A 20,296-nucleotide genomic window follows, 5' to 3' on the forward strand; every position below is an offset into this window, starting at 1 on the left:
ATTTGCGAGTGAAGGGCGGATCAGCCAACGGGTCCGCGCTTGCCGCGTGCTATGCCCTGGCTCTTTCGCGTGCGATGTTCAGCCGACAGGTCCTGGAATCCAATAGTCCCCCGCAAGCGGGCTGACCTTGACGCCACTGAGGACTCCGAGCTCCAGGCTTGGATCGAAATAGCGCATCGTCCGCTCGTTGAGGTCAATGATGCGGCCAGGCCTGAGTGGCCCCACGTCATTGATCTTCACGATGACCTTCTTTCCGACAGCCTCGACGAGGGCATATTTCGGCCGCGCGCCAAATTGGACCCCACCAAACTTCCGACGCAAGCTCGTCTTGATGGCAGCCGCCCAGACCGAGTGATCATAGCGCTCGCCGGAAGCTGTGCTTGGACCGCCCTCCTCCTTGCCGGGCTTGAATGGATTGTACATGGATGCCGCGCCAACGATTGCATCCCCACACGCGGCGTTGACGACGGCGCTTGAATGAACCGCAGCGATTTCACTTCGAGCAGCGGTGCCAGAAAAGGCGAGCGCAACCAGGGCGCCGCAAATCGCGGCGCTCGAGCCGAACAGCATCATAACTCCTTGATTGATTTTCTTCGATCGTCCGGTTCCCGATGCCGCAAAACATGGTCAAGCGGACGCGGAGGCGTTTACGCGTGCCAATTCCTTGCGGATTCGTGCCAGTTCCGGCGGTGGAACCATCGTGAGAACCTGGGCGGCCCTCACACCGTGTTTTTCAGTTTCTCGCTCGACTAAAACAGAGATTGCGTCAGCAAAATGACTGAACGGAGCTGTCTTCGACAGCGCGTGAGGAGTGTATCGTCACCTTCCGCACCCGCTCGATCGCGGAAATCCGTGCGATCTACGACGAAGGTGCGCATAGCGAAGCGGCGCGAAGCAAATGCTCCGCGCCGCTTGACCGTGTCATTATCGTACGATTATCGCGACGTTCCCCCTCGCCCCGTCGTGGCGGATTGAGCCGTCTGGTTCGGCGTCACGATATTGAACCAGAAGTCGAACGTGTCGAGATACGACACGAGATCGCGCAGCTTGGTCTGGTCTCCGCTGACCTTCACCGCGCCGGCCGAGATGGCATCATCAAACCTAGTTTGCTGCAGGATGATGCTGTTCAGCGTATCCCGCGACAACGCGACGGTCGCATCGGCATTGTTGGACTTCATGTTCGCCGTGTGGTTCAGCACTCCGTTCTTCAGTTCGACGAAGTAGTTGCCGTCCTTGCCGAACTCGAAGTTGAGCTTCGCATGCGCGTTGCCGGCCTTCTCCGCGTTGAGGCGAACCCCGAGATAGTCGAAGAACAAATCCGCGGACATCGCGCGCACCGTATCGGGGCTCGCGGTGTTCGGCGTCGGCAGCTTGGCGACACCGTTGCGCAGCTCCTGGGCGCCGGTCAGGTAGAAGTTGCGCCACGGTCCGGACTCGGCCTGATAGCCGAGCTGCTCGAGCGCGTCGGCTTCGAGATTCTTGGCGGCCTGATTGTCGGGATCGGCGAACACGACGTGGTGGACGGCTTGAGCCACCCAGCGATATTCGCCCTTGTCGTAGGATGCCTTGGCTTTCTTCAGAACCTCGTCGCTGCCGCCCATGAACTCGACGTACTTCTTGCTCGCCTCGACCGGCGGCAGTTCGTGCAGGGTGGCCGGGTTGCCGTCGAACCAGCCAAGATAAAGAACATAGGTGGCGGCCACGTCATGATAGATCGAGCCGTAGTAACCGCGGTTTGCCCAGACATTGGCGAGGCTGTCAGGCATTTTGAATCCGTCGGCGATCTCGCGCATCGTCATGCCGTGGTTGACCATGCGCAAGGTCTGGTCGTTGATGAAGCGGTAAAGGTCGCGCTGGCTCTCCAGAAGTGAAACCACCTTGTCATAGCCCCATGTCGGCCAGTGATGCTGCGCAAACACCACATCGACCTTGTCGCCCCACATCACCAGCGCCTGGTTGAGGTACTTCGACCAGGGAAGCGGCTCGCGAATTTTGGCGCCGCGAAGCGAATACGTGTTGTGCAGCGTGTGGGTCGCGTCCTCGGCGGATTCCATCGCCTTCTTTTCCTCGATGAACCACATCATCTCCGACGGCGCTTCCGAACCGGGCGCCATCAGAAACTCGTAGGTCAAGCCGTCGATCTTCTCTTTCTGTCCGGTTTCCTTGATGATGTTGGTCGGCGCGATGAGCGTCACCGTGCCTGCCGAGGTCGTGGTGCCGAGACCCGCGCCGACCTGCCCCTTCGGATCCGCCTTGAGCAGGTTGCCGTACATGTAGCTGGCGCGCCGGCTCATCGCGGTGCCGGCCATGACGTTCTCGGCGACCGCAGCCTCCAGGAATCCATCCGGCGCGTAGATCTTGACCTTGCCGGACTGGACGTCGTCCTCGCTGGTGACGCCCCGCACACCACCATAGTGATCGACGTGGCTGTGGGTGTAGATCACGGCCTTGACGGGTTTGTTTCCGCGCTTCGAGCGGTACAGGTCGAGCGCCACCTTTGCCGTCTCTGCCGACACGAGCGGATCGACGATTGTAATGCCCTCGCTGCCCTCGATGATCGTCATGTTCGACAGGTCCTGATTGCGGACCTGATAGATGCCGTCGGTCACCTCGAACAAGCCGGAGATGTTGATCAGCCGGGATTGTCGCCACAGGCTTGGGTTGACCGTATCGGGGGCTGTCGCGTCGCTGATGAAGCCATACTGCTGCGGGTTCCAGATCGCGTTGCCCGTGCTTCCCTTGATTGCCTCGGAAGGCAGCGCGGCCATGAAGCCTTTGTTCGCGGCGTCGAAATCGGAGGTGTCGTTAAACGGCAGCTGTTTCAGCAAGACCGAATTCGTCTGCTTGGTCGCATCGGCCGCGCCCTTGCGCAAATCTTGAGTCTGTGCTGCGGCCGTACCGATCAGCCCCGCGCTGACAACCCCGAGGATTGACGCCTTCGCGAAAACGCTCCTCATGTGGCCTCTCCCTTTACATTGGATATTGGTCCACTCCCTGAGCACCGAGAGCATCGCCGCCAAACACGTCCAGAGAGCAATCGTTCCACCCGAAGTTGCGACGTCGAAACATGTCCGGCAGCATCCGTCCGCATGGCTGCGCGCTCTGGCACAAGCTGCACACCAACGCTGCGGGCTGAGCGGTCAAAAAAAGATGTCTGGCGCGCGAAATCACGCTCCGAGTAGCCCCTGCATGCCGCGATGGCCGGCTCTGAGGCGAGGCGCAGCGCACCGGCCACGCTGAGAGAGCGCTGTTTTGCCGCACACGCTCGCGTCCTGGCGATGGCGAACAGTTCGCATTTTACGCAAGCGGAAGGCCGCCCGAAGGCGGTTCCCTGTTGTGGAAGCGGGAGCCATCGGCCACGGCCGAATTCCGTCCCTGCGAGCGCTACGTCTGGCTCGCCTACGCACCCGGCCTGACTTGTGTGATGGCGACGCCGGAGATTGCAAGCAGTCCACCGACAATCAGCTTCGGCGTCACGCTGTCGCCAAGGAACAGCACGCTCGAAATCAACGCGAATACCGGAAGCAGCAGCCCGAACGGGGCGACGCGGGCCATGGAGCAGCGGGCGATCAGCCAGAACCACAGGCCGAACCCGACAATGCCGCCGATGAAGACGGTGTAGGCGAGCGCCAGCCAGCCACGTTGATCCGCCGTGCCAAGGCTCGCCAGCTGTCCATATTCGAGCAGCAACGACATCAACATCACCTGCGGCACGGTGAGCAGCGACGACCACCCCATCAGCATCAGGGGATCGAACGGGCCGTAGCGTTTCGTCAGGACGGTGGACACCGCGAATGCGAACGCCGCGGCAACTACGAGCAGCAGTGGCAGCACGTTTGCCGACAGCCCCGGCCCCGCCGCCAGCACCACCACGCCGACGAACGCCAGCACCACGCCGGCAGATGTGATGAGCGACGGCCGCTCCGCGAGCAGCGGCCAGGCGAGCAGCACGGTGAAGGGCGGGGCGAGTTGATAGGCGACGGCCGACATGCTCCCCGAGCCGAGCCCAAGGCCGACATAGAACAGCCCGAAGTTCAGTCCGCCGAGGAAAACCGAAATAGCTGCGACAGGGCCGAGCTGTTGGCGTGTCGGCCTTCTGACGAACGGAACAAGCAGCAGCGCGATGGCCAGGAAGCGCAGTCCGAGGAAGAACAGCGGCGGAAACTCGGTGACGCCGACCTTGATGACCACGAACTGATAACCCCAGAGCAAGGGAACGGCCACCGCGCAAATGATCTGGATGGCAGACATCGCATCCTTCCTTTCAAGACCGATCGGTCCATATATTGGCGTACCGATCGCGCAGACGTCCAGAGGACATCAAGGGTCATTCCAACAGTTGCTTATTTGATGAAGCGATCGAGCAGCGCGTCGGCGGTGGCTTGCGACATGGTGCGCGCCGGCGCCGTTTTGGCGACCACGCGCAGCCCCCAAAGGAAACAGATCAGAATTCGGGCGGCACTCGAAGGCTCGACGCCATCGGCCAATCTGCCCGCGGTCTCCGCACGGGAAAATGCGTCCGCCACCCTGGTCTCCATGGTTTTGAAGAAGCTCGCGAAGCGGCGGCCAACCTCGGCATCCTGGCCAGCCAGCTCCATCGCCGTCGCCACCAACAGGCAGCCGCGCCGGCCATTGGCACCGCACGCGCGTTCAACGTAACCGGCAAGGTAGGCCCGCAGGCCATCGACCGGATCTCTGCGGGGATCGAGTTCGTCATCCATCCGGGTCAGGGCATCGGCAATGTAGCGATCGAGTGCGCGCAGGAACAGCGAGTGCTTGTCGCCGAAAGCGGCATAAAGGCTGCCGCGCGAGAGTTTTGTCGCACGCAGCAGGTCCGGGAGTGCCGTGGCGTGATAGCCGCGCGACCAGAACACATTCATCGCGCGTTCGATGGCGGCGTCCACGTCGAAACTTCGCGGGCGGCCGCGGGGCGCCTGCATGGTGGTTTGGCGGCTCATTGCCGATATATAGACCAATCGGTCCTTAAATGGCAAGGGCCGCTTTGGATCATTAGCTCGTAGGATGGGTAGAGCGCAGCGAAACCCATCGATTGCATCCGCACGCCGAGATGATGGGTTTCGCTGCGCTCTAGCGAAACGCGCCGCGAGAACGCGGATGTTTAGTTGACACGTCGCGCAACACGTCCAGCGTCGTCCTGGCGAAAGCCAGGACCCATTACCCCGAATGCGAGTCATGACGCGATTCAGTCGCTACAGCTCACTTCAACAACACAACCCTTGGTCATGGGTCCTGGCCTTCGCCAGGACGACAGCGTGATTTTGGCAAAATCCTGCAATTGCAACTGAGTGGCGATTGCGTTTCATCAACGACACTTGATGTTCACCAACTCCCTGCTAAACCGCCGCCCATGAGCCCTTCAAACACCAGCGCCCCCTCCACCAAGACATCCGTCGCCGCGATCTCGATCCTCGCCAGTGGCAGCATGGCGGTGGCGAAGTTCGTGGTCGGCATCGCGATCGGATCGCTGGCGCTGATCTCCGAGGCACTGCACTCCTCGATCGACCTGGTCGCCACCATCATCACCTGGGCGGTGGTGCGGGTGTCGGACCAGCCGGCCGACGCCGAGCATCATTACGGACACGGCAAGTTCGAGAGCGTCTCGGCGCTCGGCATCATCGCGCTGCTCTATGTGCTGGCCGGCGGCATCCTGGTGCAGGCCTACAGCCATCTGCGCGAGGGCGCGCCGCCGCCGTCGATCTCGGCCATTCCCTTTGTCGTTCTGGTCATCGATATCGGCGTCAATCTGTGGCGGGCCCGCGCGCTGCACCGCGCCGCGCGCGACACCAAGAGCCAGGCGCTGGCCGCCGATGCGCTGCATTTCGCCTCCGACGTGATGGGCTCGAGCGCCGTCATCGTCGGCCTGGTGCTGGCCGGCTTCGGCTTCTGGTGGGGTGATGCGGCGGCGGCGATCGCGGTCGCGGTGATGATCGCCCTGCTCGGCCTGCGCATGGCGCGGGAGACGGTCGAGACCCTGCTCGACCGCGCGCCCGAAGGCGCGCTGGAGAAGGCCACCGCCGCCATCAAGGCCGTGCCGGGGGTGGTCGATGTCGACCGGTTGCGCGTCCGCATGGTCGGCGCGACGCATTTCATCGATGCCATCGCCAAGGTGCCGCGCACCTACCCGATCGACCGCGTCGAGGACATCAAGCGCAGGGCGCAGGCGGCGGTGACCAAGGCGTTCGGCGACGCCGACCTCACCTTCACCGCGGTGCCGGTGGCGCGCGACAATGAGAGCGTGCGCGAGCGCATCATGGTGATCGCGCGCAATTCCGGCCTCGCCATCCACCACGTCACGGTGCACGACATCGGCGGCAAGCTGATCGTCGGCATCGACCTCGAGGTCGACGGCAACATGGCGCTCGACGCGGCGCACGACATCGCCCACCAGCTCGAGCGCGCGATCCGCGAGGATTTCGGCGAGGACGTCGAGGTCGACACCCATATCGAGCCGCTCGAGCCGGAACTGCCGTGGGGAACCGACGCCGCGCCGGACCGCGTCGAAGCCATCAAGGCGGCGCTGACCGGCTTTGCCGATGGCGGCGCGATCCATGACATCCACAATGTGCGGGTGCGCAACACCGACGCCGGCGAGGTCGTCAACTTCCATTGCCGAGCTCGGCCTTCGATGAGTGTGATCAAGGTGCACGAAAGCGTCGACGAGATCGAACGCAAGCTGCGTCGTGCGTTCCCCACCGTGAAGCGTGTGATCAGTCACGCAGAGCCGACGCGCGGGTAATTCTACGGAGCTGTTCCTGTTTCGGACTCACTTTGCGCCGCATGATTCTCTCCGGGACAAGAATTTTTTCGCATTAACGAATCGTTGACTCTCGACAGTCCCGGAAATCTGGATTCAAATGATCATGATTCGGATGCATCGTGGGGAGCATGCGAACCGGGTAAAAAATCAGCTTAGAGCGGGGGTCTCAGGCATGGCGCGCGCGCATGCAGCGAACGCGTGCGTCCAATCCGATTCGATCAAGGGATTGGCGCAGTCGATCGCGAAACCGGCCTATCACAGGCTCCTGATGGCCGAGCCTGCACTGCGCCGCGCTGTCCCTACCCTCATCATCGCCTTCCTCATCACGATCTGCCTCGGCGCCTTCGTCCAGGTGATCGACCAGAACCGGCAGAAGCGCGGCGCGATGAAGCGCGACCTCGCCGCGCTCTCCGACATCCTCGCCGAACGTCTCGATCGCCTGACCTCGGTGCGGCGCGACCGGCTCGCCAACATCGAGCGGATGCAGGAACTGCTGCCGGACCTGATCCCGTCCTGGGGCATCGCCTATGGCCGCCACGTCATCATCACCAGCGCCGATCACCGCGTGCTGGCGCGCGTGCCGGTCGATGGCGCCGGCGAGAACGACCGCATCCTCGACATCGTCTCCACCGCGCAACTGCTCGTCGCGCCCGGCCAGCAGGGCACGGTCAGCGACATGACGCTGCCCGGCGGCACCGGCGCACTGGCGATCTCGCAACTCGTCAAGTCGCTGCCCGGCCAGGTCGTCGTCATCCAGGAAATGAACGAGCCGATCTGGGGATCGGACGCGGCGCTCTCGGTGACGCTGTCGGCGACCACGAGCTTCGTGGTGCTGATCCTCGGCTTCGCGTTCCACTGGCAATCGACCCGCGCCCGCGAGGGCGACCTGATCAACGACGCCGTGCGCGGCCGGATCGACACCGCGCTCAACCGCGGCCGCTGCGGATTGTGGGACTGGGACCTGTCGCGCGGCCGGATCTTCTGGTCGCAGTCGATGTTCACCCTGCTCGGCCTCGACACCCGCAACGACCTCCTCACCTTCGGCGAGGTCAACGCGCTGGTGAATTCGGACGACATCAACCTGTTCGACATCGCCGACCAGCTGATCTCGGGCAAGATCGATCACATCGACCAGAGCTTCCGCATGCGCCATGTCGGCGGCCACTGGATCTGGCTGCGGGTGCGCTGCGAGCTCAGCCACGCCGCCGCCGACGGCGGCTTGCATCTGATCGGCATCGCGGTCGACATCACCGAGCAGAAGAGCCTCGCCGAGAAGTCGGTGGAAGCCGACCTCAGGCTGCGCGACGCGATCGAGACCATTCCGGAAGCCTTCGTGCTCTGGGACGCCGACGATCGTCTCGTGCTCTGCAACTCGCACTTCCAGCGGCTGCACAAGCTGCCCGATTCCGCCGTCAGCCCCGGCACCTCCTACGAGACCGTGATCGAGGTCGGCAGCATGCCGGAAGTGCGCACCCGCCTGCACGAGAGCGGCGTCCCAGCGCCCGGCGCCCGCACCTTCGAGGCCCAGCTCGACGACGGCAGCTGGCTGCACATCAGCGAGCGCCGCACCAAGGACGGCGGCTACGTCTCCGTCGGCACCGACATCACCCGCATCAAGGCGCACGAGCAGAAGCTGGTCGACAACGACCTGCGCCTGCGCGCCACCGTGATCGACCTGCAGCGCTCGCAATCCGAGCTGGAGCGGCAGGCCGTCGAGCTTGCCGACCTCGCCGAAAAATATTCGCAGGAAAAGACCCGCGCCGAGGACGCCAACGCCGCGAAGTCGAAATTCCTCGCCAATATGAGCCATGAGCTGCGCACCCCGCTCAACGCCATCATCGGCTTCTCCGAGATCATGGGCAGCGGCCTGTTCGGCACGCTCGGCTCGGACAAATACGCGGAGTACTGCCACGACATCCTGACGTCGGGGAAATACCTGCTCGAGGTCATCAACGACATCCTCGACATGTCGAAGATCGAGGCCGGCCGCATGAAGTTCGACATGGAGCCGCTCGATCTCTCCGGCATCCTCGCGGAGTCGCTGCGCGTGGTTTCCGGCCGCGCCGAGCACAAGGGATTGTCGCTGGAGTCGAATATCGAAAGCACGATCTCGGTCGTCGCCGACCGCCGCGCGGTCAAGCAGATCATCGTCAACCTGCTCTCCAATGCGGTGAAGTTCACGCCCGACCACGGCCGCGTGCTGGTGCGCGGCCAGATGCTGGATGACTCGATCGTGCTGTTGATCGCCGACAGCGGCATCGGCATCGCGCCGGAATCGCTGCGCCGGCTCGGCAAGCCGTTCGAGCAGGTCGAGAGCCAGCTCACCAAGAGCTACCAGGGCTCCGGTCTCGGACTTGCGATCGCGCGCTCGCTTACCAATCTGCACGGCGGCTCGATGCGGCTGCGCTCCAAGCTCGGCGTCGGCACCGTCGTGCGCGTCACGCTGCCGCGCGATCCGCGGTCCCTGCAGACGAAGCTGCCGGAAGCGGCCTGAGCCCCCCACACTACTTCGCAAGCACCCCTTCCAGCAGAGCGGAATCGCCGAGCACGGCCAGCGTCTCGCGAGGCGTGAGATGGCGGACCGCCTGGTCGAAGCTGTCGCTTGCCTCGATCCGCGCACGCGCCACCGCGAGGTGAAGATCGATCTCGCCCGGACCGCCGCGCCGCGCCGGCGGCAGCGACGAGAGATGGCGATGCAGCAGCCCGGAATCCTGCCGCAACGTCGCGAGCGCGGGGGCCGATGCGTGTGCCGGCGACGATGCGAGCTCGTTGGCTCGGACCAGCACGCGCGGCGGCTTAGCTTCCTCCGGCGTTACGAACAGCGCGCGCATCGCGGGCCTTGCGGTCCAGGCGCCGATCGGGATCGCAAACAGCAGGCCGACGATCACCGGCGACATCCACAGCAGCAGCGGCAGCGACACCGCCCAGGCGCTTATCGCCATCGCGACACCGCAGGCGGTCGGAACGCCGTACTTGCGATAGAGCTCCCGCCGCTCGACCGCGCCGTCATCGCGCCGCTGCGTCTGCCAACCCGCGTCCCGGCCGAGCAGGATCTCGACGACGGCGATCGACTGGAACACCATCATGACCGGCGCGATCATCGCCGAGATCAGCACCTCGGCGAGCACGCCCGTCAGCGCCCGGAACCCGCCGCCGAATTGCCGGCGCACGTCCGAGCGCGTCAGCAACAGGATGAAGCCGAGCAGCTTCGGCACGATCAGCAGCGCCATGGTGAGGCCGAACACCCAGGCGGCGAGCACCGGGTCCTGGGCCGGCCAGTTCGGGAACAGCGAAAAACCCTTCGGAAAATATTCGGGCCGAATGAAGCGCGCCTGCAACGAGATCAGGATTCCGAGCAGCAAGAACGACAGCCAGAGCGGCGCGGTGATGTAGGAGCCGATCCCGGTCATGAAATGCAGCCGCGAGATCCAGTGCAGCCGGCGCGTCCTCAGCACGGCGAGATGCTGCAGATTGCCCTGGCACCAGCGGCGGTCGCGCGCGGCAAAATCCAATAGCGACGGCGGGACCTCCTCAAAGCTGCCACCGAGCATCGGGGCCATGTAGATGCCCCAGCCGGCGCGCCGCATCAGCGCCGCCTCGACGAAGTCGTGGCTCAGGATATGTCCGCCGAACGGCTTGCGTCCGGAGAGCTCGGGCAGCCCCGCCTGCTCCGCAAATGCCTCGATCCTGATGATGGCATTGTGCCCCCAGTAGTTGCCCTCCGAGCCGTGCCACCACGCGACACCGGCGGCGACCATCGGTCCGTAGAGCCGGCCGGCGAACTGTTGCAGGCGGCTGAACAGGCTGCGCGCATTGACGATGACCGGCAGCGTCTGCAGCAGCGCCGCCTGCGGGTTGGTCTCCATCGCGTGCGCCATCCGCACCATGGTGTCGCCCGACATCAGGCTGTCGGCGTCGAGCACGATCATGAACCGATAGGCGCCGCCGAACCGCGTGATCCACTCGCCGACGTTGCCGGACTTGCGCGCCGTGTTGTCGGCGCGATGCCGGTAGAACAGCCGTTGCGCGCCGCAGGCCTCGCAGAGTTCGAGGAACGCCCTCTCCTCGGCGATCCAGATATCGGGATCGCGGGTGTCGCTGAGCACGAACCAGTCGAAGCTGTCGCCCTGCCCGGTTGCCTCGACGGACTCGTAGATGGCGCGCAGGCGCGCCATCAATTGATGCGGATTCTCGTTGTAGGTCGGGAGCAGGACCGCGGTCCGGCTCGCGAGCTGCGGCAACGGACCGTCGTCGCGGATCGGCAAGGCGTTGCCGTTGCGCCGAAGCAGAGCGAAGAAGCCGGCGAGCGCCGAAGCGAACGAAAACGCGATCCAGGCGAGCAGCGCGACGAACAGCACCAGCACCATGCCTTCCATGATCGTCACGCTGCCGACCTGGACCACCATGTACATCTCGTAGGCGCCGGCACCGGTCAGCGCCGCCGTCAGCATCAGGACGAACGCGCGGCGCATCAACATGCCCGCACCGACCGACACCGGCTTGCTCACCGCAAGCGGCGGCCGGCCAAGATCGGCCGCCGACATCGCAAGCGGGCTCTCTTGTGGCAGGAAGCCGTCGGCCGCCGCAGCGACGTCAGGATGAGGCGACGTGACTATGGCGCCCATCGATAGACCCAGATCTCGGAGAGCGGCTTGTCATCCTGCGCCAGATGCGCACGCAGCTCGACCGGGTCCTTCTTGACGGCGCATTGGAAGCTGAGCCGCCATCCGCCGGTATTCGGATTTGGCTGCGTGACGACATTCGTGATCTCGGACTTCTCGGCCGTCACGACGCCCTTGACGCTATTGGGATCGATCCCCTTCAGATTGTCCCCGAACAGGTCGAGCACGAACAGCTTGCTGTTCTCGCCATGCGCGCCGATGCCGCTGCGCGTGAAGCGCGCGAGCGAATGCGGCTTCGGCGCATCCGGCCCCCAATGCAGGCGATAGGTGAAATTGGTCTCGCTCTTGGCCTTGAGCGGCGCCTTCGGCCGCCAGAACGCGGCGATGTTGTCGTGGATCTCTTCCTTGGTCGGGATCTCGAACAGGATGACCGCGCCCTCGCCCCAGTCGCCGATCGGCTCGACCCACAGGCTCGGACGCTTCTCGAAGCGCGATTCGATGTCCTGATAGGCGAAGAAATTCTTCTCGCGCTGCATCAGACCGAAGCCATGCGGATTGACGTCCTGGAACGTGCTGATCTGGAGGTCGCGCGGATTGCTCAGCGGGCGCCACAGGCTCTCGCCCGTGCCGTTGTAGATCGCAAGCCCGTCCGAATCGTGCACCGACGGCCTGAAGTCGTCGACCTCGTTGCGATCGTTGGGCCCGAAGAAGAACATGCTCGTCATCGGCGCAAGGCCCACGTGCTCGAGATCGGCACGCGGATAGAGCGATGCCTCGACATCGAACACCGTGGTCGCTCCAGGCCTGATCGTGAAGCGGTAGCTTGCCGCGCAGCTCTTGCTGTCGAGCAAGGCGTGAATGACCAGCGAGGTCGCGTTGGGCACGGGACGCTCGAGCCAGAACGCCTTGAAGAACGGAAACTCCTCGCCCTTGGCTTCGCCGGTATCGATCGACAGGCCGCGCGCCGACAGGCCGTAGGTCTCGTCCTTGGCGACCGCGCGGAAATAGCTCGCGCCGAGGAAGACGCAGACCTCGTCATAGTAGTTCGGCTTGTTGATCGGCGCGTGGATGCGAAATCCGGCAAAGCCGAGGTTGGTCTCGGTGAAGTCAGGCACGGTCTCGCCGAACGAGAACATGTCCTTGCTGTACTTGACTTCGCTGACCTTGCCGTCAGCGACCTCGAAGATCTTGACCTTGTTCTTGTAGAAGAAGCCGCGGTGGAAGAACTGCGCTTCGAACGGCAGCTTCGCGCCGCGCCACAGCGCGCGCTCGGGCGTGAAGCGGATCGAGCGGTACTGGTCGTAGTTCAGGTCCGTCAGACCGTTCGGCAACTTCTCGTCCGGCGCCTCGAACGACTTGCCGGCGAGATTGCGCGCAAGCTCCCTGACCATGCCTGGGTTGAAGGGTGCGTCCGTCGCGCTCCCTGCGGCGGCGGCCTGGCGCTGTGGCAAGAACATGAGTGTCGGCAATACGGCCGATCCGTGGAGTAACTGGCGACGATTCAAAGCAGCTCCTGCTCGCTGACCGGGACGCCGCAATGCAACCGCCGAACCGGCGCTGAGTTCCATCTTTGCTGCGAGCAAGCGAAGATTGTCCGCCGGCTGAACACCAGGACTTGCTTCAACACAACCACACAACGCGTGGTCGGTTGCTGCCGTGCCGAAACCGTGGCGAAAAGGCTGCGAGAGAATGCCGGGAGCTACGCGCTCTCGAGCGTCGGCGCGACCTCGCGTGCGACCTGCACCAAGGCTGCGATCAGCGGCGTCATCGGATCGCGCTGCGGGATCACGAGGCCGATGCTGTAGTCCACGACCGGATCGACGATCGGAATGCTGCGCACGGCATCCGCAAGGCCGAGCGTCTCGGCAAGCTTGGCCGGCATCACGCTGGCCCAGCGGCCGGTCTTCACGTGGGTGTAGAGCACGAGCAGTGAGTTCGACGTCAGCGTCGGCGTCGCCTCCGCGCCGACCGAGGTCAGCGCGCGATCGATGATGCGGCGGTTCTGCATGTCGGGCGTGAGCAGGCAGAGCGGCACGGTGCCGACTTCCTTCCACGTCACCTGCTTGCGGTCGCCGAACATCGCATCCGGCGCCGTCAGCAAGCGATAGCTCTCGTTATAGAGCGGGATGGTGCGGACCTTGCCGATCGGCTCGTTCTCGATATAGGTCAGCCCGGCATCGACCTCGAGATTCTCGAGCAGGCCGAGCACGTCGGCCGACGTGCACGACTGGATGCGGAACCGCACATCGGGATGGCGCGCCCGGAACGGCGTGGTCAGCGAGGCCACCATGCCGAGCGCGGTCGGGATCGCCGCGATCCGGATCTCGCCCGACAGCTTGTCCTTGAGGCTGTTGATCTCCTGCTTCATCGCGCGCGCATCGCCGACGATGCGCCGCGCCCAGTCCAGCGTCCGCTCCCCTTCCGGCGTGAAGCCCTGGAAGCGGGATCCGCGCTGCACCAGCATGACGCCGAGGATTTCCTCGAGCTGCTTGAGGCTGGTCGACATCGTCGGCTGGGTGACGCCGCAGGCCTCCGCGGCCCGGCCGAAATGCCGCTCCTTGGCCAGCGCCAGCAGAAGTTCCAGCTTGTCGATCAAGGTTCAGATCCCTTCGGAAAGCGGCGCCCCAAGCGGCAGCCCGATACGTCCATAGGTAGCACGATCGGGGTGCGATCCCGAAATCCAAAGCGCCGCGGAAGTCCGTGATTCCAGAACATTATTACGAAACCGCATCGATCCATTCGGCGACGCTATTAATCGCGTTTCGCAATCGCCGCATGAGACAGCTTTATTGATGTTTCGAAGGATTCCAACTCTCATGTGCGAAGCAAAAAACTGATCGTGAGAAGCGCTGATGACGGTGGGATACGAACCTTGGGACAAGGCGCGCGGCGCTGAAATCATCGCCGAGCATGCCGGGCTTGAAGGCGCCACGCTGGTGATCCTGCACGCGCTGCAGGAGGCCTTCGGCTACGTGCCGGAGCCTGCGATCCCGATGGTGGCGGAGGCGCTCAACCTGTCGCGCGCCGAGGTGCACGGCGTGTTCACCTTCTACCACGATTTCCGGAAGCAACCTGCGGGCCGCCACGTCCTCAAGCTGTGCCGCGCCGAGGCCTGCCAGGCCGCCGGCGGCGATGCGCTCGCGGCGCGCGCGGAAGCCAGGCTCGGCATTGCCCTCGGCAATACCACGGCGGATGACCGCGTGACGCTGGAGCCGATCTACTGCCTCGGGCTGTGCGCCACCGCGCCCTCGGCGATGCTGGATGGCCGCGTGGTCGGCCGGCTCGACGAAGCGCGGATCGACGCGCTGGTCGCGGAGGCACAGCGATGACAATGCGGATCTTCATTCCCCGCGACGCCGGCGCGGTCGCCGTCGGCGCCGACGATGTCGCCCTCGCCTTCGAGCAGGCCGCAGCAGCGCGCGGCATGCCGCTCGAAATCGTCAGGACCGGCTCGCGCGGGCTGTACTGGCTGGAGCCGCTGGTCGAGCTGGCGACCGCCCAGGGCCGCGTCGCGTTCGGCCCGGTGACGCCGGCGGACGTTCTATCCCTGCTCGACGCGATGGCCGGCAGCGGCCAGCACGCGCTGTGGCTTGGTGTCACGGATGAGATTCCCTGGCTGAAGCGCCAGACCCGGCTGACCTTCGCCCGCTGCGGCGTGATCGATCCGCGCTCGGTCGACGACTACCGCGCCCATGGCGGCTACAAGGGCCTGGAGCGGGCGCTGACGCTGACCTCCGACCAGATCCTCGCCGACGTCACCACGTCCGGTCTGCGCGGCCGCGGCGGCGCCGGCTTCCCCACCGGCATCAAGTGGAAGACCGTGGCGCAGGCCAGCGCCGACCGCAAATACATCGTCTGCAACGCCGACGAAGGCGACAGCGGCACCTTCGCCGACCGCATGATCATGGAAGGCGACCCCTTCGTCGTGATCGAGGGCATGGCGATCGCAGGTATCACGGTAGGCGCCACCAAGGGCTACATCTACATCCGCTCGGAATATCCGCACGCGGTCGAAGCGATGAACGCGGCGATCGTGGCCGCCCGCCGCGCCGGCTTGCTCGGCAAGCGCATCGGCGGCTCCACCCATGAGTTCGATCTCGAGGTGCGGGTCGGCGCCGGCGCTTATGTCTGCGGCGAAGAAACCTCGCTGCTGGAAAGCCTCGAGGGCCGCCGCGGCATCGTGCGGGCCAAGCCGCCGCTGCCGGCGCATAAGGGCCTGTTCGGCCGCCCGAGCGTGATCAACAACGTGCTGTCGTTCGCGGCGATTCCCTTCATCCTCGACAACGGCGCCAAGGCCTACGCCGATTTCGGCATGGGCCGCTCGCGCGGAACGATGCCGATCCAGCTCGCCGGCAACATCAAATATGGCGGGCTGTTCGAGACCGCCTTCGGCGTCACGCTCGGCGAACTCGTCGACGAGATCGGCGGCGGCACCTTCACCGGGCGCGAGGTGCGCGCGGTTCAAGTCGGCGGCCCGCTCGGGGCCTACTTCCCGCGCGCGCTGTTCGACACGCCGTTCGACTATGAAGCGTTCGCTGCGCGCGACGGCCTGATCGGCCATGGCGGGATCGTGGTGTTCGACGACAGCGTCGACATGGCGAAACAGGCGCGCTTTGCGATGGAATTCTGCGCCGTCGAATCCTGCGGCAAGTGCACGCCGTGCCGGATCGGCTCGACCCGCGGCGTCGAGACCATCAACAAGATCATCAATGGCGAGCGCGTCGCGGAAAACCTCGCGGTTGTCGAAGACCTCTGCAACACCATGAAATTCGGCTCGCTGTGCGCACTCGGCGGCTTCACGCCCTACCCCGTGATGAGCGCACTGAAACACTTCCGGGAAGATTTCGGCGGAGATCTAGGTCCCGCACCGGCCCGGTTGCAGGCCGCGGAATAGCAAGGAAATCACGATGTCGCTGATCCAGGAAACCGATTTCGGCACGCCCAAGTCCAAATCCGAGACGATGGTCACGCTGACCATCGACGGCAATCAGATCACGGTGCCCGAGGGCACCTCGATCATGCGCGCGGCGATGGAAGCCGGCACCCAGATTCCAAAGCTCTGCGCGACCGACATGGTCGACGCCTTCGGCTCCTGCCGGCTCTGCCTCGTCGAGATCGAGGGCCGCGCCGGCACGCCGGCCTCCTGCACGACGCCGGTCATGCCCGGCCTCGTCGTGCACACCCAGAGCGAGCGGCTGAAGAAGCTGCGCAAGGGCGTGATGGAGCTCTACATCTCCGACCACCCGCTGGACTGCCTGACCTGCGCGGCGAACGGCGACTGCGAATTGCAGGACATGGCGGGCGCCGTCGGCCTGCGCGACGTGCGCTACGGTTATGAAGGCGAGAATCACGTCTTCGCCAAATCGCACGGCTGCGAAAACGACAACTGGATGCCGAAGGACGAGTCCAATCCGTACTTCACCTACGATCCCTCGAAGTGCATCGTCTGCTCGCGCTGCGTCCGCGCCTGCGAGGAAGTGCAAGGCACCTTCGCGCTGACGATCTCCGGCCGCGGCTTCGACAGCCGCGTCTCGCCCGGCATGAACGAAAGCTTCCTCGGCTCGGAATGCGTGTCCTGCGGCGCCTGCGTGCAGGCCTGCCCGACCGCGACGCTGACCGAGAAATCCGTGATCGAGATCGGCCAGCCCGAACACTCGGTCATCACCACCTGTGCCTATTGCGGCGTCGGCTGCGCCTTCAAGGCCGAGATGCGCGGCGAGGAAGTGGTGCGCATGGTGCCGTGGAAGGACGGCAAGGCCAATCGCGGCCATTCCTGCGTCAAGGGCCGCTTCGCCTGGGGCTACACCACCCACAAGGAGCGCATCCTGAAGCCGATGATCCGCGAGCGGATCGAGGATCCCTGGCAGGAAGTGTCGTGGGACGAAGCCTTGAATTTCGCCGCCGCGAAATTCAAGGGCATCCAGCAGAAATACGGCCGCGACGCGGTCGGCGGCATCACCTCGTCACGCTGCACCAATGAAGAAACCTATCTGGTGCAGAAGCTGATCCGCGCCGGCTTCGGCAACAACAATGTCGACACCTGCGCCCGCGTCTGCCATTCGCCGACCGGCTACGGCCTGTCGCAAACCTTTGGGACTTCGGCCGGCACGCAGGATTTCGATTCGGTGGAGGACACCGACGTCGTGCTGATCATCGGCGCCAATCCGGCTTCCGCCCATCCGGTGTTCGCCTCGCGGCTGAAGAAGCGGCTGCGCCAGGGCGCCAGGCTGATCGTGATCGATCCGCGCCGCACCGAGATGGTGGAATCGCCGCATGTGAAGGCGCTGCATCTGCCGCTGATGCCCGGCACCAACGTCGCCGTGCTCACCGCGCTCGCCCATGTCATCGTCACCGAAGGGCTCGTCGATGAGACCTTCGTGCGCGAGCGCTGCGACTGGAGCGAGTTCCAGGATTGGGCGGCTTTCGTCGCCGATTCCAAGCACAGCCCGGAAGCCACCGCGATCATGACCGGCGTCGATCCGAAGGCGCTGCGCGAGGCGGCACGAATCTATGCCACCGGCGGCAACGGCGCGATCTATTACGGGCTCGGCGTCACCGAGCACAGCCAGGGCTCGACCACGGTGATCGCGATCGCCAACCTCGCGATGGCGACCGGCAATATCGGCCGGCCCGGCGTCGGCGTGAATCCGCTGCGCGGCCAGAACAACGTGCAGGGCTCCTGCGACATGGGCTCGTTCCCGCACGAGCTGCCGGGCTACCGCCACATCGCCGGCGACGCGGTGCGCGAGCAGTTCGAGGCGATGTGGAACGTCAAGCTCAACAACGAGCCGGGCCTGCGCATCCCGAACATGTTCGACGCCGCCATCGAGGGCAGCTTCATGGGGCTCTACGTGCAGGGCGAGGACATCCTGCAGTCCGACCCTAACACCAAGCATGTGGTGGCGGCGCTGTCGGCGATGGAATGCGTCATCGTCCACGATCTCTTCCTGAACGAGACCGCGAACTACGCCCATGTCTTCCTGCCCGGCTCGACCTTCCTCGAGAAGGACGGCACCTTCACCAATGCCGAACGCCGCATCCAGCGCGTCCGCAAGGTGATGACGCCGCTCAACGGCTACGCCGACTGGGAAGTGACGATCATGCTCGGCAAGGCGATGGGCTTTGAGATGAACTACACCCATCCATCCGAGATCATGGACGAGATCGCCGCGCTGACGCCGACCTTCGCGGGCGTCTCCTATGCCAGGCTCGACGAGCTCGGCTCGGTGCAGTGGCCCTGCAACGAAAAGGCGCCGGAAGGCACCCCGGTGATGCATATCGGCGGCTTCGTGCGCGGCAAGGGCAAGTTCATCCTCACCGAATATATCGCGACCGACGAACGCACCGGCCCGCGCTACCCGCTGCTGCTCACCACCGGCCGCATCCTCAGCCAGTACAATGTCGGCGCGCAGACCCGCCGCACCGAGAACGTGGTGTGGCACGCCGAGGACCGGCTGGAGATCCATCCGCATGACGCCGAGCAGCGCGGCGTGCGCGACGGCGACTGGGTGCGGCTGGCGAGCCGGGCCGGCGAGACCACGCTGCGCGCCGAGCTCACCGACCGCGTGGCGCCGGGCGTGGTCTACACCACGTTCCACCACCCTGACACCCAGGCCAACGTCATCACGACCGACTTCTCCGACTGGGCCACCAACTGTCCGGAGTACAAGGTCACCGCAGTGCAGATCTCGCCGTCGAACGGTCCGTCCGACTGGCAGAAGGCCTATGACGAGCAGGCACGCCACTCCCGCCGCATCGCGCCGGTGGTGGAAGCCGCGGAGTAACGATGCGCGAGCCCGTCCACCAATCAAGGCGGAAAGTCTGGCGTGACGGCGTCTTCAGCGACGGCGCGCGCCTGATCCCGGAGGAGACGCCGCTCGCGCTGACCTATAATGGCGGCACCTACGCCGTGATGATGGGCTCGCCCGAGGACCTCGGCGATTTCGCCGTGGGCTTCAGCCTGAGCGAAGGCATCGTGCAAGCGGCCGACGAGATCGAGACCCTCGACATCGTCGAGCTCGATGACGGCATCGAGCTTCGGATGTGGCTCAGGCCTGACAGGGCCGAGCGGATCGCCGAGCGACGGCGCAACATCGCCGGACCGACCGGCTGCGGCCTGTGCGGACTTGATTCCATCAGCGAGGCGGTCCGGCCGGCTGCGGTGGTGCGCGCGGGCCGCGCCTTCTCGCCGCGCGAGATCATGGCGGCGGTGGCGGCGGTGGCGCCGCTGCAGGAGATCAACCACCAGACCCGCGCCGTGCACGCCGCGGCGTTCTGGACGGGCGCGCGCGGCATCGTGGCGCTGCGCGAGGATGTCGGCCGCCACAATGCGCTCGACAAGCTCGCCGGCGCGCTGGCCCGCGACAAGGTCATGGCCAGCGAAGGCATGGTGCTGCTCACCAGCCGCGTTTCGGTCGAAATGGTTCAGAAGACCGCCGCGATCGGCGCGCCGCTGATCGCTGCGGTGTCGGCGCCGACCGCGCTTGCGGTGCGGATGGCGGATGCCGCCGGCATCACGCTCGCCGCGATCGCTCGCGCCGATGGATTTGAAATCTTTACGCATCCGGAACGCGTCACAGGCGCGATGGCCGGCAAGGAGCCCGCTTATGTCGTCGTCGCCTGACAAACTGGTCTATATGGCGAACCAGATCGGAAAATTCTTCCAGAGCCAGGGGCGCGAGCGTGCCGTGCAGGGCATTTCCGAGCACATCTGGAAGTTCTGGGATCCGCGGATGCGCAAGCAGATCTTCGCCCATCTCGACGCCGGCGGCACCGGCCTCGATCCCGACGTCCGCGATGCCTTGCAGAAGCTGAAGCAGCAGGCGTAGGCAGCCGCGCCCTGCTCTATCACCGTCACCCTGAGGAGCCGCATAGCGGCGTCTCGAAGGGTCGACGG

The 20,296-nt window shown here is 64.9% G+C and carries 14 protein-coding genes; 7 read left to right on the top strand and 7 right to left on the bottom strand.

Going from position 1 to position 20,296, the window contains the following annotated elements:
* Positions 1-78: 78 nt before the first annotated feature.
* The 4 genes from ACVIYL_RS39110 to ACVIYL_RS39125 all read right to left on the bottom strand — a co-directional run bounded on the left by ACVIYL_RS39110 (position 79) and on the right by ACVIYL_RS39125 (position 4,940).
* Positions 79-573 carry an RlpA-like double-psi beta-barrel domain-containing protein gene (locus ACVIYL_RS39110; RefSeq protein ID WP_456781066.1) on the bottom strand — a complete coding sequence of 165 codons (495 nt, stop codon included), beginning with the start codon at positions 571-573 and terminating at the stop codon, positions 79-81.
* Positions 574-935: 362 nt separating this feature from the next.
* Positions 936-2,957 carry an alkyl/aryl-sulfatase gene (locus ACVIYL_RS39115; protein ID WP_456781067.1) on the bottom strand — a complete coding sequence of 674 codons (2,022 nt, stop codon included), beginning with the start codon at positions 2,955-2,957 and terminating at the stop codon, positions 936-938.
* A gap of 442 nt (positions 2,958-3,399) precedes the next feature.
* Positions 3,400-4,251, bottom strand: a complete 852-nt coding sequence (locus ACVIYL_RS39120; RefSeq protein WP_456781068.1) for a DMT family transporter — start codon at positions 4,249-4,251, stop codon at positions 3,400-3,402.
* 92 nt (positions 4,252-4,343) lie between these two features.
* Entirely contained in the window at positions 4,344-4,940 is a 597-nt protein-coding gene (locus ACVIYL_RS39125; RefSeq protein WP_456781938.1) for a TetR/AcrR family transcriptional regulator, read from the bottom strand.
* Between the two features lie 428 nt (positions 4,941-5,368).
* Between ACVIYL_RS39125 and ACVIYL_RS39130 the strand changes: the two genes are divergently transcribed.
* Together ACVIYL_RS39130 and ACVIYL_RS39135 are read left to right on the top strand one after the other, a co-directional pair.
* Positions 5,369-6,757, top strand: coding sequence for a cation diffusion facilitator family transporter (locus tag ACVIYL_RS39130; protein ID WP_456781069.1), 1,389 nt, complete (start codon positions 5,369-5,371; stop codon positions 6,755-6,757).
* A 193-nt stretch (positions 6,758-6,950) separates the two neighbouring features.
* Positions 6,951-9,272: an ATP-binding protein gene (locus ACVIYL_RS39135; RefSeq protein WP_456781070.1), complete on the top strand. Its 2,322-nt coding sequence runs from the start codon at positions 6,951-6,953 to the stop codon at positions 9,270-9,272.
* Positions 9,273-9,282: 10 nt separating this feature from the next.
* Here the strand turns inward: ACVIYL_RS39135 and mdoH are convergent, their stop codons facing one another.
* The 3 genes from mdoH to ACVIYL_RS39150 all read right to left on the bottom strand — a co-directional run bounded on the left by mdoH (position 9,283) and on the right by ACVIYL_RS39150 (position 13,996).
* Positions 9,283-11,403: a glucans biosynthesis glucosyltransferase MdoH gene (gene mdoH, locus ACVIYL_RS39140; protein ID WP_456781071.1), complete on the bottom strand. Its 2,121-nt coding sequence runs from the start codon at positions 11,401-11,403 to the stop codon at positions 9,283-9,285.
* Entirely contained in the window at positions 11,391-12,857 is a 1,467-nt protein-coding gene (locus ACVIYL_RS39145; RefSeq protein ID WP_456781072.1) for a glucan biosynthesis protein G, read from the bottom strand. The genes mdoH and ACVIYL_RS39145 overlap by 13 nt, the downstream gene beginning before the upstream one ends.
* 242 nt (positions 12,858-13,099) lie before the next feature.
* A complete protein-coding gene (locus tag ACVIYL_RS39150; protein ID WP_018270739.1) occupies positions 13,100-13,996 on the bottom strand; it encodes a LysR family transcriptional regulator in 897 nt (298 codons plus the stop codon).
* A 256-nt stretch (positions 13,997-14,252) separates the two neighbouring features.
* On the opposite strand from ACVIYL_RS39150, the gene ACVIYL_RS39155 reads away from it, so the two are divergent.
* From ACVIYL_RS39155 to ACVIYL_RS39175, 5 genes are read left to right on the top strand one after another with little or no spacing between them, the layout of a single operon-like run.
* Positions 14,253-14,729 carry a formate dehydrogenase subunit gamma gene (locus tag ACVIYL_RS39155; RefSeq protein ID WP_456781073.1) on the top strand — a complete coding sequence of 159 codons (477 nt, stop codon included), beginning with the start codon at positions 14,253-14,255 and terminating at the stop codon, positions 14,727-14,729.
* On the top strand, positions 14,726-16,294 hold the full coding sequence (locus ACVIYL_RS39160) for a formate dehydrogenase beta subunit (protein WP_456781074.1): 1,569 nt from the start codon (positions 14,726-14,728) through the stop codon (positions 16,292-16,294). Before ACVIYL_RS39155 ends, ACVIYL_RS39160 begins: the two co-directional genes overlap by 4 nt.
* A 13-nt stretch (positions 16,295-16,307) precedes the next feature.
* Positions 16,308-19,184 (top strand): formate dehydrogenase subunit alpha, encoded by a 2,877-nt coding sequence (fdhF, locus tag ACVIYL_RS39165; RefSeq protein ID WP_456781075.1) that lies wholly within the window; start codon positions 16,308-16,310, stop codon positions 19,182-19,184.
* A 2-nt stretch (positions 19,185-19,186) separates the two neighbouring features.
* A complete protein-coding gene (gene fdhD, locus ACVIYL_RS39170; protein ID WP_456781076.1) occupies positions 19,187-20,023 on the top strand; it encodes a formate dehydrogenase accessory sulfurtransferase FdhD in 837 nt (278 codons plus the stop codon).
* On the top strand, positions 20,007-20,228 hold the full coding sequence (locus tag ACVIYL_RS39175) for a formate dehydrogenase subunit delta (protein ID WP_076833312.1): 222 nt from the start codon (positions 20,007-20,009) through the stop codon (positions 20,226-20,228). The genes fdhD and ACVIYL_RS39175 overlap by 17 nt, the downstream gene beginning before the upstream one ends.
* Positions 20,229-20,296 lie beyond the last annotated feature (68 nt).

This window comes from Bradyrhizobium sp. USDA 3315, assembly GCF_054056795.1.

What these genes read in the sequence shown, in the direction of transcription:
- ACVIYL_RS39110 (WP_456781066.1), bottom strand. Translation starts at nt 573, where the DNA reads ATGATGCTGTTCGGCTCGAGCGCCGCGATTTGCGGCGCCCTGGTTGCG.
- ACVIYL_RS39115 (WP_456781067.1), bottom strand. Translation starts at nt 2,957, where the DNA reads ATGAGGAGCGTTTTCGCGAAGGCGTCAATCCTCGGGGTTGTCAGCGCG.
- ACVIYL_RS39120 (WP_456781068.1), bottom strand. Translation starts at nt 4,251, where the DNA reads ATGTCTGCCATCCAGATCATTTGCGCGGTGGCCGTTCCCTTGCTCTGG.
- ACVIYL_RS39125 (WP_456781938.1), bottom strand. Translation starts at nt 4,940, where the DNA reads ATGCAGGCGCCCCGCGGCCGCCCGCGAAGTTTCGACGTGGACGCCGCC.
- ACVIYL_RS39130 (WP_456781069.1), top strand. Translation starts at nt 5,369, where the DNA reads ATGAGCCCTTCAAACACCAGCGCCCCCTCCACCAAGACATCCGTCGCC.
- ACVIYL_RS39135 (WP_456781070.1), top strand. Translation starts at nt 6,951, where the DNA reads ATGGCGCGCGCGCATGCAGCGAACGCGTGCGTCCAATCCGATTCGATC.
- mdoH (WP_456781071.1), bottom strand. Translation starts at nt 11,403, where the DNA reads ATGGGCGCCATAGTCACGTCGCCTCATCCTGACGTCGCTGCGGCGGCC.
- ACVIYL_RS39145 (WP_456781072.1), bottom strand. Translation starts at nt 12,857, where the DNA reads ATGTTCTTGCCACAGCGCCAGGCCGCCGCCGCAGGGAGCGCGACGGAC.
- ACVIYL_RS39155 (WP_456781073.1), top strand. Translation starts at nt 14,253, where the DNA reads ATGACGGTGGGATACGAACCTTGGGACAAGGCGCGCGGCGCTGAAATC.
- ACVIYL_RS39160 (WP_456781074.1), top strand. Translation starts at nt 14,726, where the DNA reads ATGACAATGCGGATCTTCATTCCCCGCGACGCCGGCGCGGTCGCCGTC.
- fdhF (WP_456781075.1), top strand. Translation starts at nt 16,308, where the DNA reads ATGTCGCTGATCCAGGAAACCGATTTCGGCACGCCCAAGTCCAAATCC.
- fdhD (WP_456781076.1), top strand. Translation starts at nt 19,187, where the DNA reads ATGCGCGAGCCCGTCCACCAATCAAGGCGGAAAGTCTGGCGTGACGGC.
- ACVIYL_RS39175 (WP_076833312.1), top strand. Translation starts at nt 20,007, where the DNA reads ATGTCGTCGTCGCCTGACAAACTGGTCTATATGGCGAACCAGATCGGA.